The organism is Paraburkholderia sp. GAS32 (genome assembly GCF_050434225.1).
In the GTDB taxonomy this organism is placed as follows: domain Bacteria; phylum Pseudomonadota; class Gammaproteobacteria; order Burkholderiales; family Burkholderiaceae; genus Paraburkholderia; species Paraburkholderia madseniana.
The window spans coordinates 1-13,732 of the sequence record NZ_JBNPVS010000092.1; the positions used below are offsets into that span (position 1 = coordinate 1).

The 13,732-nt window shown below is 63.4% G+C and carries 13 protein-coding genes; 7 read left to right on the forward strand and 6 right to left on the reverse strand.

The window, feature by feature from the left end:
* Positions 1–512, reverse strand: a 512-nt coding sequence (locus P3T25_RS47345) for an aldehyde dehydrogenase family protein (RefSeq protein WP_429364572.1), incomplete at its 3' end; no start/stop codon positions are given.
* Positions 513–823: 311 nt separating this feature from the next.
* On the opposite strand from P3T25_RS47345, the gene P3T25_RS47350 reads away from it, so the two are divergent.
* Positions 824–1,027 (forward strand): cold-shock protein, encoded by a 204-nt coding sequence (locus P3T25_RS47350; protein ID WP_007181784.1) that lies wholly within the window; start codon positions 824–826, stop codon positions 1,025–1,027.
* 100 nt (positions 1,028–1,127) lie between these two features.
* Here the strand turns inward: P3T25_RS47350 and P3T25_RS47355 are convergent, their stop codons facing one another.
* The 3 genes from P3T25_RS47355 to P3T25_RS47365 form a co-directional block, all read right to left on the reverse strand.
* Complete coding sequence (locus P3T25_RS47355) at positions 1,128–1,853, reverse strand: ABC transporter ATP-binding protein (protein ID WP_233465047.1); 726 nt, start codon at positions 1,851–1,853, stop codon at positions 1,128–1,130.
* Between the two features lie 47 nt (positions 1,854–1,900).
* Positions 1,901–2,740, reverse strand: coding sequence for an ABC transporter permease (locus tag P3T25_RS47360; protein WP_154565664.1), 840 nt, complete (start codon positions 2,738–2,740; stop codon positions 1,901–1,903).
* A 101-nt stretch (positions 2,741–2,841) separates the two neighbouring features.
* Positions 2,842–3,930, reverse strand: coding sequence for an aliphatic sulfonate ABC transporter substrate-binding protein (locus P3T25_RS47365; protein ID WP_429364574.1), 1,089 nt, complete (start codon positions 3,928–3,930; stop codon positions 2,842–2,844).
* Between the two features lie 415 nt (positions 3,931–4,345).
* Between P3T25_RS47365 and hpnJ the strand changes: the two genes are divergently transcribed.
* The 3 genes from hpnJ to P3T25_RS47380 all read left to right on the forward strand — a co-directional run bounded on the left by hpnJ (position 4,346) and on the right by P3T25_RS47380 (position 8,051).
* A complete protein-coding gene (gene hpnJ / locus P3T25_RS47370; protein WP_266240647.1) occupies positions 4,346–5,767 on the forward strand; it encodes a hopanoid biosynthesis associated radical SAM protein HpnJ in 1,422 nt (473 codons plus the stop codon).
* Positions 5,764–6,948 (forward strand): bacteriohopanetetrol glucosamine biosynthesis glycosyltransferase HpnI, encoded by a 1,185-nt coding sequence (gene hpnI / locus P3T25_RS47375; protein WP_168435923.1) that lies wholly within the window; start codon positions 5,764–5,766, stop codon positions 6,946–6,948. The genes hpnJ and hpnI (P3T25_RS47375) overlap by 4 nt, the downstream gene beginning before the upstream one ends.
* 77 nt (positions 6,949–7,025) lie before the next feature.
* Complete coding sequence (locus P3T25_RS47380; RefSeq protein WP_266240648.1) at positions 7,026–8,051, forward strand: flippase-like domain-containing protein; 1,026 nt, start codon at positions 7,026–7,028, stop codon at positions 8,049–8,051.
* A 10-nt stretch (positions 8,052–8,061) separates the two neighbouring features.
* Here P3T25_RS47380 and P3T25_RS47385 read toward each other — a convergent pair whose 3' ends face one another.
* Positions 8,062–9,465 (reverse strand): ATP-binding protein, encoded by a 1,404-nt coding sequence (locus P3T25_RS47385; RefSeq protein ID WP_266240649.1) that lies wholly within the window; start codon positions 9,463–9,465, stop codon positions 8,062–8,064.
* Entirely contained in the window at positions 9,465–10,124 is a 660-nt protein-coding gene (locus tag P3T25_RS47390) for a response regulator (RefSeq protein WP_154565655.1), read from the reverse strand. Before P3T25_RS47390 ends, P3T25_RS47385 begins: the two co-directional genes overlap by 1 nt.
* Before the next feature lie 354 nt (positions 10,125–10,478).
* Here P3T25_RS47390 and P3T25_RS47395 point away from each other — a divergent pair, with 354 nt between their 5' ends.
* Genes P3T25_RS47395 through hpnK form a run of 3 tightly spaced genes read left to right on the forward strand, consistent with a single transcriptional unit; the run spans position 10,479 to position 12,936 of the window.
* Complete coding sequence (locus tag P3T25_RS47395; RefSeq protein ID WP_171929407.1) at positions 10,479–10,820, forward strand: hypothetical protein; 342 nt, start codon at positions 10,479–10,481, stop codon at positions 10,818–10,820.
* A gap of 12 nt (positions 10,821–10,832) precedes the next feature.
* A complete protein-coding gene (gene hpnI / locus P3T25_RS47400; protein WP_171929406.1) occupies positions 10,833–12,122 on the forward strand; it encodes a bacteriohopanetetrol glucosamine biosynthesis glycosyltransferase HpnI in 1,290 nt (429 codons plus the stop codon).
* Positions 12,112–12,936, forward strand: coding sequence for a hopanoid biosynthesis-associated protein HpnK (gene hpnK, locus P3T25_RS47405; RefSeq protein WP_429364579.1), 825 nt, complete (start codon positions 12,112–12,114; stop codon positions 12,934–12,936). The genes hpnI (P3T25_RS47400) and hpnK overlap by 11 nt, the downstream gene beginning before the upstream one ends.
* The last annotated feature ends 796 nt before the right edge of the window (positions 12,937–13,732 follow it).

Consider the following 13,732-nt stretch of genomic DNA (forward strand, 5'->3'; position numbering starts at 1 on the left):
CACGCGAGCGCCGCGCTCAGCTTGCGCACGACCTGATTGACCGGGAAATTCCACGGCGTGAAGGCCGCCACCGGGCCGATCGGCTCCTTGAGCACAGTTTGCTGCACCGCCAGATTGCGCGGCGGCACGACCCGGCCGTAGACGCGGCGGCCTTCGTCGGCGAACCACTCGATGATGTCCGCCGCGGACAGCACTTCGACGCGCGCCTCGGCGAACGGCTTGCCCTGTTCCTGCGTCATCAGGCGGGCGATGTCGGAAGCGCGCTCGCGCACCAGGGCCGCGGCCTTGCGCATGGTGGTGGCGCGTTCGTTGGCCGGGATCTTGCGCCAGGCTTCGAAGCCGCGCTGCGCGGCGGCCAGCGCGCGATCCAGATCAGGGATGCCGGCGTGAGCCACCTTGCCGATGGCCTTGCCGGTGGCGGGGTTGATGACGTCGAGAGTTTTGCCGCTGGCGGCGTCGCACCACTCGCCGTTGATCAGAAGACGGGTGTCGGTATAGCTCGAGGTGGCCATGCTGGGTTCCTGTAAGTGGGGAGAACGATAGCTCGCGCGGTCGTGATGCATTGGGCTGACCCTGCGCGGCCAAGGATGGACTGCCGATACCAATCATCTTATCTGATTGCGCGCGATCGCATCGGCGCTGAGCCCACGGGCGGCGGGCGGCACGGGCTTTGCTACTCCGGTTGCCGCGGCGCAGAAACGGGTACCTGAGGGCTACCTGAGCGGTGCCGCGCAAACAGGCGTAAAGTCAAGCAGCAGTAGCACGAACCGGCGGGAGCCGGTGAATGCAACCCAATCAACCAAGGTGCAAACGAGGAATCGACATGCCAACCGGTACAGTGAAGTGGTTCAATGACGCAAAGGGCTTTGGCTTTATCACACCGGACGACGGTGGGGAGGATCTGTTTGCCCATTTCTCGGAAATTCGCAGCGAAGGGTTCAAATCGCTGCAGGAAAACCAGAAGGTCAGCTTCGAAATCAAGCAGGGACCGAAGGGCAAGCAGGCGGCGGACATCAAGCCGGTGTAAAAGCAGTGACCGGTCCGCACGCGCAGGCGGGCGGACCGGCAGTGGTTTTTCGCGTCCAGGCGCGATTCGCTCGCGCTTCTAACGCAAAACGCGAGTCGGGTTACGCGTAGGCGTTTCGCGCCTCACCCATCCCATCGAGCAATTCGTTTCGCACGCCGGCGAGCGCCGTGTCGCGCCGGTCACGCGGATACGGTGCGGCAACGTCGATGTCGCACACCAGCCGTCCGGCGCCACGCTGTCCCTCAGTGTTGAGCAGCAGGACGCGATCGGACAGATACAGCGCCTCATCCAGATCATGCGTGACGATCAGCGCCGCCGTGCCGTGCGCGCGCGTTAGCGACAGCAAGAGGTCCTGCAGGCGCATGCGGGTCATCGCGTCGACGGCGCTGAACGGCTCGTCGAGCAGCAACAGGTCGGGCTGGGAGAAGAGGCCGCGCGCGAGCGCCACGCGTTGCGCCATGCCACCCGAAAGCTGCTTGGGCAATGCCGCGCCGGTGCCGGCCAGACCGACCTCATCGAGCAGTTGGCCCACACGCGGGTCCGCGCCTCGCCGTGGACCGGCGGAAAACGCGATGTTGTCGGCCACGCTCAGCCATGGCAGCAGGCGGGGCTCCTGAAAGATCACGCCGAGGCGCGGCGACGGGCCGTGTTGAGCCAGCCCGTCGAGCAAAATCTCCCCCTCGAAGCCGCGATCCAGGCCCGCCAGCACGCGCAGCAGTGTGCTCTTGCCGCACCCGCTAGGGCCGACCAGACTGACGATCTCCCCGCGCCCGATACCGAACGTCACGCGTTCAAGCACTGTGCGCGCTTCGTAGCGCTTGCTCACGGCACGAACCTGGAGCAGCGGCGGCTGATTTAAGAGATCTGCCGCGTTCAACGCGCACCTCGTGAGGAAGACGGGTCGTTCGCGGTATCGCGCCATGACAGCACACGCGCTTCGATCGTTTTAAGGATGCTGTCGCTGAGCTTGCCGAGCAGGGCGAGCAGCAGAATTGCGCCGAACACGAGATCGGGCCGGCCGGTTTCCCGGCCATCGCTCAGCAGATAGCCGAGGCCGCGGGTGGCGGCGATCAGTTCGGCGGCGACCATGAACATCCACGCGAGACTCAAGCCCGTGCGCAGTCCGGTGAAGATCTGCGGCAATGACGCGGGTAACAGGATGCGCGTGAATAGCGCCCGCGGACTCAATCGGTTGACTTCGCCGAGTTCGATCAGTTTCCTGTCGACGCCACGAATGCCGGCCACGACGCTCAATTGCACCGGAAAAAACGCGCCGATGGCAACGAGCGTGATTTTCGGCGCTTCGTCAATGCCCATCCACAGCAGCAGAATCGGCACCCAGGCGAGCGACGGAATCGCGCGCAGTGCCTGAAACGCAGGGTCGAGAAGGGCGTCGAGGCGGCGGCTCAAGCCCATTGCCGCGCCGAGCAGAAGGGCGAGTGCGAAGCCGATGCCGAAACCCGCGAGTACGCGCATCGAGCTGGCGCCGATGTGGCGGCTGAGACGCTCGCCGCCCAGTTGCCACAGCGTTTCAGCAATCGTGCTCGGCGCCGGCACGAGGTGCTCCGGCAACACCGAAGCGCGCACCAGCACTTCGATCACGGCAAGAAAGGCAAGCGGCAGGATCAATCCGGCCATGCGCCAGCGCTTGAGCGGGTCGCGCGGCCGCGGCGCGGCGCGTGTTGCATCGGCGGCTTGCGGCGCGCGATGCATCGCGCGTTCATCCGTTGTGTGCGATCGGTGCTGAAGTCCGAGCGATTCGTCGGTAGCCATGGGAGTCGGTCGGAGGGTCCTCGGGCAGTGGGCGCGCCGGCTCACTGGCCGCTGTTCGCGGCGATAACAGGCTGCGCCGTCTTCACGTCGATCAAGGCGTCGATGACCTGATTCAGATCCGTGCCCGGTTTCACCAGTTGCTCCTGCGCGAGAATCGGCGCGGCCGCTTTGAGTGCGGCAAGTTGCTGCGTGCCCGGCTGCGGATGGCCGAAATCGTTGCGGCTCAGTTGCAGTCTGGCGACCGGCAGCGACAGCTTCGATTCTTCCGAGATGATCTTCGCGGTTTCCTCTGGATGCGCGGCGATCCACAGGCGCGCTTTCTCGTACACCTTGAGCACCTGCGCGAGCGTCTCGGGATGGTCGCGAATGAAATCCTCGCGGGCGTCGAGCAAGCCCCACGTATTGAAGTCGACGTTGCGATACAGCAGCTTCGCGCCGTCGTCAATTTGCGCGGCGGCCATGTGCGGGTCGAGGCCGGCCCAGGCGTCTACCTGGCCGTTGGCGAGTGCGGTGCGCCCGTCCGGGTGCTGAAGGTTGACGATCTCCACGTCGTCGCGCGAGAGGCCTGCGGTATGCAGTGCGCGTAAGGTGAAGAGGAACGGGTCCGTGCCCTTGGTGGCGGCGATCTTCTTGCCCTTCAGGTCCGCGAGGGTTTTGATCGGCGAGTCCTTGCGTACCACGAGCGCGGTCCATTCGGGGCGCGAGAAAACCGCGGTCCATTCGGGGCGCGAGAAAACGTATACGGCGCGAATCGGATTGCCGTTGGCTTTGGCGAGCACGGCTGCAAGACCCGCCGTTGAACCAATGTCGATCGCGCCGCTGTTCAGATATTCGAGCGCGCGATTGCTGCCGAGGCTCAGCACCCATTTGACCTGAGTGTGCTGTGGCGCGAGTTCCTGCTCAAGCCAGCCATTGCGCTTGATGACGAGGCTTTCCGGTGAATAGTAGGCGTAGTCGAGTTTCAGTTCGGCAGGCGGCGCGGCGCGTGCGATACCCGGTGCAAGGACGGCGAGCGCGGCCGTTGCCGCGATCAGCAACGCGCTCAGGCCGGCTTGCAGACGTTTCGCATGCTGCGGGTGTGAGGAAATCGAAGAAAGCGAAAAGCGCGCCGTGCCCCGCGGGATTTTCATTGACTGGTCCTGTGATGGTCGTTTAGTTGTGACCGGTCAATGTAGTCAATGCGCATGCTGAACTGAACCAATAAAAACTCACAATCAAAGCAGATCGGCCGCTATGGCGGATGTAGGCCGCTCATTTTTCGTCCTCGGCTGGCTCGACTGGGTGAGACATGTTTCGCGCTGACAGGCAGCGGCACTGCAATTAATGTGTTTCGCCTATAAAATACGAAAGCGCATGCGGGGCGGAGCCCGGTATGAACCACTTAGAACAATGTGGGCCGGGAGTATTTTTCTTAAGGTTTCCTTCAGCTTTGCTCCGTAGTATTTGCGCGATTCGCTGTGCCCGCGCGCATCCCCACGGGCAATAGTTCCGATAGTTTTCCGACAGAAAACTGAAAGCGCCGATCAAAGGCTTGCTGGAGCATTAATGAAAACCCTCTTCTTGCAAGCGCCGTCGTACGACGGCTTCGATGGTGGCGCGGGTTCGCGCTATCAGGCCAAGCGTGAAGTGCGCTCGTTCTGGTATCCGACGTGGCTCGCGCAGCCCGCCGCGCTCGTCCCCGATAGCCGCGTACTCGACGCCCCCGCCGACGGCCTGTCCGTCGACGCATCGCTCGACATAGCACAGCAATATGACCTGGTGGTGATCCACACCAGCACACCGTCCTTTCCCACCGACGCCCTGTTCGCCGAAGACCTGAAGAAGCGCAAGCCTTCGGTGCTGATCGGCATGGTCGGCGCGAAGGTCGCGGTCGATCCGCACAATTCGCTGACCGCGAGCGAGGCGATCGATTTCGTCTGCCGTGAAGAATTCGACTTCACCTGCCAGGAAGTCGCCGAAGGCAAGCCGTTCGCCGGGATCAAAGGCCTGAGCTATCGTGCGGCAGACGGTTCGATCGAGCACAACGAAGCGCGCCCGATCCTGGAGAACATGGACGAGCTGCCGTTCGTGGCGCCCGTCTACAAGCGCGATCTGAAGATCGACAACTATTTCATCGGCTACCTGAAACACCCGTACGTGTCGATTTACACGGGCCGCGGCTGCCGTTCGAAATGCACGTTCTGCCTGTGGCCGCAAACGGTGGGCGGGCATCGCTACCGCACGCGTTCGACCGAGAACGTGCTGGAAGAAGTGAAGTGGATTCGCGACAACATGCCTGAAGTCAAGGAGATCATGTTCGACGACGACACCTTCACCGACTTCAAGCCGCGCGTCGAGGAAATCGCCCGCGGCCTCGGCAAACTGGGTGTGACGTGGTCCTGCAACGCAAAGGCGAACGTGCCGTACGCGACGCTGAAGATCATGAAGGAAAATGGCCTGCGCCTGCTGCTGGTCGGCTATGAATCGGGCGACGACCAGATTCTGCTGAACATCAAGAAGGGCCTGCGCACCGACATTGCGCGCCGCTTCAGCGAAGATTGCCGCAAGCTCGGCATCAAGATTCACGGCACCTTCATTCTCGGCCTGCCTGGCGAGACGCAGGACACGATCCAGAAGACCATCGAGTATGCGAAGGAAATCAATCCGCATACGATCCAGGTGTCGCTTGCCGCTCCGTATCCCGGCACGACGCTTTACAACCAGGCGGTCGAGAACGGTTGGCTGGAAGAGAACAAGGTCATCAACCTCGTCAGCAAGTCGGGGGTGCAGCTCGCGGCGATCGGCTATCCGCATCTGTCGCGTGACGAGATCTACCACCAGCTCGAAAACTTCTATAAGCGCTTCTATTTCCGTCCGTCGAAGATCTGGGAAATTCTGCGCGAGATGCTCACGAGCTGGGACATGATGAAACGGCGCCTGCGTGAAGGCGTCGAATTCTTCCGCTTCCTGCGCGCCCACGAGGCGTGAGCGCCGTGCATCTGCTCGCCGTCACGCTGGCCTATGCGTGTGCGGCGGGGGCGGTTTTCGGCATCGCCTACACGGTGTTGGCGGGTGCCCTGATCGGCCGGTTCTTCGCGAGAGCGGTGTCCGAGCCGACCAGCTTTCCGCCGGTCACGATTGTCAAACCGCTGCACGGCAACGAGTGGGCGTTGCTCACTAATCTCTCGAGCTTCTGTCAGCAGGACTATCCGGGCCCCGTGCAATTCCTGTTCGGCGTGCATGATTCGGCCGACCCCGCGTTGCAAGCCGTCGAGGATCTGCGGCGGCTGCATCCGGAAGCGGACATCACCGTGGTCGCCGATGCGCGTCTGTACGGCCCGAACCGCAAGATCAGCAACATCCTCAATATGCTGCCGCAGGCCCGGCACGACGTGCTGGTATTCGCCGACAGCGACGTGAGCGTCGGTCCGGATTATCTGCGCAATGTAGTCGGCGAATTGCAGAAGCCTGGCGTCGGTCTCGTCACCTGCGTGTATCGCGGTGCGCCCGATCCCGGTTTCTGGCCACGATTGTCGGCCAAGGCCACCAACTACCAGTTCCTGCCCGGCGTGGTGACGGGGCTTGCGCTCGGTCTCGCACGCCCTTGCTTTGGACAGAGCATCGCGATGCGACGCGACACGCTGGAAAAAATTGGTGGCTTCACGCCGTTCGTGCAGCACCTGGCCGAGGATCACGCGATCGGCGAGGCCGTGCGCATGATCGGCGAGAAAGTGGTGATTCCGCCGTTCACGATCTCGCATGCCTGCGTTGAAAACAGCGCGACGAAACTGATCGCGCATGAACTGCGCTGGAGCCGCACGATTCGCAGCATCGATCCGCTCGGCCACCTCGGCTCGGTACTGATTTTTCCGCTCGCCTTTGCGTTGCTCGCCACCGCGTTCTCGGGTGGCGCATGGTGGGCGTGGTCGCTTGCGCTGGTCGCCGTCTGCGCCCGACTCGTTTTGAAACTGCTGTCCGACCGCGCGTTGCGGCAGGCGCATCGCGACCTGTGGCTGTTGCCGTTATGGGATATCGTATCGTTTTCGATTTTCGTGGCGAGCTTCTGGTCCTCGCGCGTGATCTGGCGCGGTTTCAGTTTCAAGGTGGATGGCGACGGCCTGTTGTCGGCGGCGCAGGACGGAATGACGGATGAACAGCAGGCTGGGTAAGCAATGAAGCGCGGGTATCTGGAAGGGAGTTGCGAGGACGATGCAGCGTGCCTGAAGCACGCGCGAAGGGTGGCCCCATGATGAAGCATCTCGGCCGCCTCGCCGCGCTTGCCGGCTTGCTGGTGTCACTGTGGCTGGTCTGGCAGGACAATCCCGGCGCCGTGCTTGGTGCACTGCGCGCGGCGGGCGCCGGCCTCGTTCTCGCGGCGATCGCGCACGTGCTGCCGATGCTCGCCAATGCCTGCGACTGGCGCTCGCTGATTCGCGGCGCGAACCGGCCCAGCATTGCCAACATGCTGCATCTGGTCTGGGTGCGCGAATCCGTCAATTGCATGTTGCCGGTGGCGCGTATCGGCGGCGAGGTGGTGTCGTTCCGGATGCTCAAGCGCTGGGGCGTGCGGCCGTCTACGGCGGTCGGCAGCATCATCGTCGATATGCAGCTCACGGTGATCAGCCAGTTGCTGTTCACGATGGTCGGCATCGGTTTTCTGTTCGCGCATGCGCACTCCGACACGCTGCGGCTCGCCGGGCAACTGGCGTGGGGCGTGGTGGTGCTCACGCCGCTGCTGGTGCTGTTCGCACTCGTGCAGCATGCCAGCCCGTTCGAGCGCATCACACGCGCGCTCAATCGGATGACGAGCGGCAAGCTTGCCGCGCTCGTCGGACAATCCGCTCAGATCGACCAGGCCATCAAGCTGATCTGGCGCCGGCGCGGCGTGGTGCTGCGCTATCTGTTCTTCTGGCAACCGCTGCAGTGCTTCCTGACGTCGCTCGAAATCTGGCTCGCGCTGTACTTTCTCGGCGTGCACGTCACGCTGGTCGAGGCGGTGGTGATCGAATCGCTGATCCAGGCGATCAGCAGTGCGGCGTTCTTTGTGCCGGGCGGTCTGGGCGTGCAGGAGGGCGGTTTCATTCTGATCGGCGGCGCGCTGGGTCTCGATCCTTCCATCTGCCTCGCGCTCGCCGGCGCGAGGCGCATTCGCGATCTGCTGGTCTTCGTGCCCGGACTCATTGCGTGGCAATTTGCCGAGTCGGGCAATCGCGAGCCGAAGCGGGCGGAATCAGCAGGGCGGACGGTCGTGGGCGAAGCCAGCCAGCGCTAGTACAACACCTTCATTCTTCCGCTCCCGCATAAGCGGGAAACGACACTTCCACCGCCAGACCGCGCTCGCCGATCCCTGTGCCGAGATGCAGGTTCGCACCGAAATGCTCGGCGATCCTCGCGACGATCGACAGGCCCAGCCCGCTGCCGGTGGCCTGATTGCCGGTCGCGCGGAAAAACCGGTTTGTGAGGCGCGCGAGGTCGCTAGGCGCGACGCCGGGGCCGTCGTCGCGCACGGTGAGCTGCACCCGGCCCGCGTCATACTGCACCGCGACCTCGATGCTGCCGCCGGTGCGGCCATATTTGATCGCGTTATCGAGCAGATTGTCGAGCAGGATACCCATCAGCACGGGCTCCGCATTGATCTCTGCGCGCATGTCGCCGGTGAGCGCCACGCGAATGTCCTTTTGCTGCGCATTGGGTTCGTTGGCAAGCAGCGCGTCTTTCGCCACGGTCGCGGGTCTGAGTGGCGATGTGGCGAGCGTTTCGTGCGCATCCAGACGCGCGAGCAGCAGCAACTGCTCCGCGAGCCGCGCGCTGCGGTCGACGCCTTGCACCACGCGTTCCATTGCCAGCCGCTGTAACGCGGTATCCGATTCGGCCAGCGCGACCTGCGCCTGCACCTTGATGGCGGCGAGCGGCGTCTTCAGCTCATGGGCGGCGTCGGCGGTAAACGCGCGCTCGCGTTCGATAGAGTGCCGCAAGCGCGACAGCACCAGATTGATCGCGTCGACGAGCGGGCGCACCTCGGTCGGCGCGCGGCCAATATCGACCGGTTCCAGCCGGTTGATATCGCGCGCGCGAATGGCGCCGGAGAGGACCTTGAGCGGCACAAGGCTCCAGCCGATGCTGAACCATACCAGCAGCGCCAGCACCGGCAGCGCGAGCAGCGTAGGGCGGGCGATCCGGCTCGCGACGCCGCTCACCAGATCGCTGCGGGTATTGGCCGGTTCGAACACGCGCACCGTGTGGCCGAGCGCGGTGTCGCGCAAGGTGAACGTGTGCCACATCTGACCACCCAGCGTCATGTTTTGTGCGCCGCTGGCGGGCGGCACCGGTAAATCCCATGCTTGCAGCGCGCGCAATTGCGGGCTGCCCGCCAGCACCTCGCCGTTCGCGCCGCGCACCTGGAATAGCGCGTCGCGCGGCAGGGAATCGTCGTCGTCGCTGTCGTTCGCGCCGGGTTCGCCGCCTTTTTCTTCTTCGCGCACGTCGATGCGCGCATTGGCCAGGGTGGTCAGATTGCGCTCGTCGAGCAGCGCGAGGATTTGCGCGAGCTCCGCGAGGCGCGCTCCTTCCCATTCGCCGACTTCGCGCGTGGCCTGACGATAGCTCGAGATCAGCGCGATGCCCCACATCAGCACGATGCTGGCCAGGACCAGCATCATCAGACGGCGGCGTATCGATGCCGACATTACGCTTTCTCCACCACGTAGCCGATATTGCGTACGGTTCTGATCAGCTTGGCGCCGAGCTTTTTGCGCAGGTTGGACACATGGACCTCGATCGCATTACTTTCGATTTCTTCCTGCCATCCATACAAACTCTCTTCGAGGCGCGAGCGCGACTGGGGAATGCCCTGATTGGTCAGCAACTGCATCAGGATGGCCCATTCGCGCGAGGTGAGGGGCACGCGCGTATTGCCGACTTCGACGGTTTGCGCGGCGGGATTGACCGTCAGATCCTGATAGCGGATCAGCTCGACGCTGCGCCCCTGCGCGCGGCGCAGCAGGGCCCGGCACCGGGCAATCAGCTCGGTCAGGTCGAAGGGCTTGCCGAGGTAGTCGTCGGCGCCTGCTTCGAGGCCGCCGACGCGGTCCACCACGGTGCCCTTGGCGGTCAGCACGAGCACCGGCACGTCCTTGCCGGCGTCGCGCAGCCGCCTCAGCAGGTCCATACCCGAAACCCTGGGCAAGCCGAGATCGAGCAGGACCAGCGCATAGGCGGTGGTGTCGAGGGCGAGACTGGCCTTGTGGCCGTCGCGGGCCCAATCGACCGTGAAACCGGCTTGACGCAGTCCCGCTTCAATACCGCAGCCGATCAGGTCGTCGTCTTCTACGAGGAGTACGCGCATGGGGGAGAGATTCCGTTTTATGTCTATTGCATGGCGGTGACAGTTTTTTTAAGCAAGCGCCGAGTCACACACCCGAAGTGTAGCTATCATGTTCATTGGACGCTTTATACCTCTTTCTTGCTTAAGGTTTCCTTCAGCTTGAATCGCTACTATCGCCCCTCAGCAGGTAACTGTCGCGTGGCTCGACATGAGCGCGCGAACTACGTCATGTTGTCAGGTCATCGCAACTTAATCGTAAGCACATCGATGGAATGTACGGTTGGCGCTTCTGTCGGCGCGTTTTACCGGCGCAGGTGCCGGCGAATCGCGCCACTGCACGATGCCGCGCGTTCCTTCAGGTCACGAGACCACGCCATGAAGCCAGTCACCACCGACATGCTGCGAGCCCATCTAATGGCGGCTTCGCTTACGGCCATGGGTACCGAAGCGCTCGCTTTACTGGCACTGCTGGTGCTGCCGGTTTCGCAGCAGGTCTTCAGTTCCACGGGGTTTCAGACTCTTGCTCTCGCGCTGATCGTGAGCGGTGTCATCGTGATGCGCCTATTCGCGCAGGCCGCTTTCGACCTCGCGATTCAGGGCCAGTACGCCACGCTCGCCGGCCGGCCGGTGTTGATTGAGGCGGACTGTCCGCGGCGCTGGTTCGTCGTTCTTCATCTACGCTTTACCGGCAAACCGTTCGTGCTCGCCGGGCACTGACGGCTACAGGCGATGGTGGCGCACGCATTGACAGCATGCCAATGGATCCTGTTATCCGGCTGCGTCTCGGCCTCGCTCTATGCGATGCTGGCAGCGGTGGCGATGCCGTTCTTCACGGTGCGCCGCGGGGCGCGCGCAACGGTCGCTAGCGTCCCGGCTGCCGCCAGTGCCGCCGCCCGGGCTTCGCATTCTCTGCCTCCTTTCACGAATGTCGGCGTCAGCGTGCTCAAGCCGCTGTGCGGCGCCGAGCCGCGTCTCTACGAAAATCTCAGAACCTTCTGCGACCAGCGCCACGGGCATTTCCAGCTCGTCCTCGGTGTCTCTTCGCCGGACGATCCCGCCATCGCCGTGGTGCGCCGTTTGCAGGCCGCCTATCCGATGCACGACATCGAGCTCGCGATCGATACGCGCGTGCACGGCAGCAATCTCAAGGTCAGCAATCTGATCAATATGGCGGAGCGGGCGCGCCATGACCTGATCGTGATCGCGGATAGCGACATCGCCGTCGAAGCGGACTATCTCGACACCGTGGCGGCGCCGCTCGCCGATCCGCGCGTGGGGGTGGTGACCTGTCTCTACGTGGCGCAAGGCGTCGGCGGTTTCTGGCCGCGGGTCGGCGCGCTGTTCATCAACGAGTGGTTCGCGCCGTCGGTGCGGGTCGCGCATGCGGCCGGGTCGCGCCGCTTCGGTTTCGGCGCGACGCTTGCCTTACGCCGCGCGACGCTCGAGCGCATCGGCGGTTTCGCCGCGCTGAAAAACTGCCTCGCGGATGATTACTGGCTTGCCGAACACGTGCGTGCGCTTGGGCTGAGCACGGTGCTTTCGCGCGTGATGGTGGCCACCGATGTCATCGAGCCGACTTTTTCCGCCTTGTGGCAGCGTGAGACGCGTTGGCTGCGCACGATCCGCTCGGTGAACACGCTTGGCTTTGCATTTCTGTTCATCACGTTTCCGACGCCCTGGCTCGTGGCCGGCGCGTGGCTTACATGCAGTCTCGCGAACGGACCGTCCGCCGGCGTGCATCTGTGGGCGGCACTGGTGAGCGGCGCCAGCACGGCGGCCGGGTTTGCTGCGCGCATGCTGATGCATCTGCGTTCCGCGCGTCACGAACGTACTTTCTGGCGCGACTTGCCGCTCGTGCCGTTGCGCGATACCTTGCTGGCACTGCAATGGCTCGCGGGCGCGTTCGGCTCGCATGTGGTGTGGCGTGGCGCACGCGTGCCGGTTGAGGCCTCCGCATCGACGACGCGCGCGAAGGCATTGGGTGTGATTGATGTCATGGAGACTTCGGATGGCGGCTGAGCCACGCGGCCTGATCGTTACTGCCGACGATTTCGGCCTGCATCCCCGGGTGAATCTGGCGGTCGAGCAGGCGCACCGGCACGGCGTGTTGACGGCCGCGAGCCTGATGATTGGCGCGCCTGCCGCGGCCGATGCGGTGGCGCGTGCTCGCGAACTCCCGGGGTTGCGGGTCGGTCTGCATCTGGTGCTGGCTGATGGCGACGCGGTTACGCCGCGCGCGGGGATTGCCGCGTTGCTCGACGAGCATGGCCGCTTTGGCGACAACATGGTGCGGGACGGGGTGCGGTTTTTCTTTTTGCCGCACGTTCGCAGACAGTTGGCGCGAGAAATTCGCGCGCAGTTCGACGCTTTTGCGAGGACGGGGTTGACGCTCGATCACGTCAACACGCACAAGCATTTTCATTTGCATCCGACGGTGCTTGGGTTGATTCTGGAGATTGGCCGCGAGTACGGGATGCGGGCGATGCGCTTGCCGTTCGAGGTTGGTACGCCGCTATGGTTGCGGCCGTGGATTTCATGGGTGCGGGCGAGGTTGGATCGGGCTGGGATCGTGCACAACGATTATGTTGTTGGGATTGCTAATAGTGGGCGGATGGATGAGGTTGCGTGGCTTGCTGCGCTTGCCGATTTGCCACATGGGGTGGGGGAGATTTATTGTCATCCGGCGTTTGCTGGTGATCGGGTTTTGAGTCATGGGATGAGGGATTATCGGCACGCCGAGGAGCTCCAGGCGCTGTTGTCGCCAAGGGTTGCCGATGCGATTCGGCATTTGGGGGCTCGGGTTGGTGGGTTTGGGGATGTGCTCAGGGTTTGATTTCTTTGCCTGCGCGGCGCTTTTGTCCGTGTTCTTAGGGCGTTGGCCTTTCCTTGAATTGTTAGTGGTCTATTAGCGTTGCCCCTGTGCGGGGCGGCACCTACTTCTCTTTGCCGGCTGCAAAGAGAAGTAGGCAAGAGAAAGCAGCTTAAACCGCTAATTCTAAGTGGGGCCCGGGGCCTGTCATGGGTAGTGGTGCATCTGGAATCCGTGTTCTCGCACATTCCGCGTTAGTGACAAAGGACTCATCAGCTCCCACTCCGCACTACGTGCGTCGCGGACGGGTCTGCTTGGGAAACCAGCGGCTTCGGTTGGGCGCAGCAGGGGCCGTCGGCTTCGCCTCGGCGAGGCGCTCCTGCATTAACCCGGCAACCCCCACTTCAAATGATATGTCGGTGCCCCGCAATCACGGTCGCGGTCACGGTCACGGCTGCGGTGGCGGTGGCGGTGGCGGTGGCTGCGGCGGTGCAAGGACGAGCCACGGCCCGGTGGCGAGGCGCAGGCGCCAAAACGTAGCGGGTGGTTTTAAGAAGTACTCTTCGGCGCGCGCAGCGCCGCCGGAAGTATGACGCCCTTGTCACTGGCGCCTGCAGGGGCACGAATCCAGATTCCAGATGCACCACTACCCGTTGCAGACCACGGGCCCCACTTAGAATTAGCGGTTTGAGCTGCTTTCTCTTGCCTACTTCTCTTTGCAGCCGGTGTATAGACCGGAGACATAGCTGACAGGTGTGCGGGGACATGGTTGACACTTCCGGGTATTAAAACGCCCGGTCCCGACCATGCCCTGGAACGC

What these genes read in the sequence shown, in the direction of transcription:
- P3T25_RS47350 (WP_007181784.1), top strand. Translation starts at nt 824, where the DNA reads ATGCCAACCGGTACAGTGAAGTGGTTCAATGACGCAAAGGGCTTTGGC.
- P3T25_RS47360 (WP_154565664.1), bottom strand. Translation starts at nt 2,740, where the DNA reads ATGCATCGCGCGCCGCAAGCCGCCGATGCAACACGCGCCGCGCCGCGG.
- P3T25_RS47365 (WP_429364574.1), bottom strand. Translation starts at nt 3,930, where the DNA reads ATGAAAATCCCGCGGGGCACGGCGCGCTTTTCGCTTTCTTCGATTTCC.
- hpnJ (WP_266240647.1), top strand. Translation starts at nt 4,346, where the DNA reads ATGAAAACCCTCTTCTTGCAAGCGCCGTCGTACGACGGCTTCGATGGT.
- P3T25_RS47380 (WP_266240648.1), top strand. Translation starts at nt 7,026, where the DNA reads ATGATGAAGCATCTCGGCCGCCTCGCCGCGCTTGCCGGCTTGCTGGTG.
- P3T25_RS47385 (WP_266240649.1), bottom strand. Translation starts at nt 9,465, where the DNA reads ATGTCGGCATCGATACGCCGCCGTCTGATGATGCTGGTCCTGGCCAGC.
- P3T25_RS47390 (WP_154565655.1), bottom strand. Translation starts at nt 10,124, where the DNA reads ATGCGCGTACTCCTCGTAGAAGACGACGACCTGATCGGCTGCGGTATT.
- P3T25_RS47395 (WP_171929407.1), top strand. Translation starts at nt 10,479, where the DNA reads ATGAAGCCAGTCACCACCGACATGCTGCGAGCCCATCTAATGGCGGCT.
- hpnI (WP_171929406.1), top strand. Translation starts at nt 10,833, where the DNA reads ATGGTGGCGCACGCATTGACAGCATGCCAATGGATCCTGTTATCCGGC.
- hpnK (WP_429364579.1), top strand. Translation starts at nt 12,112, where the DNA reads ATGGCGGCTGAGCCACGCGGCCTGATCGTTACTGCCGACGATTTCGGC.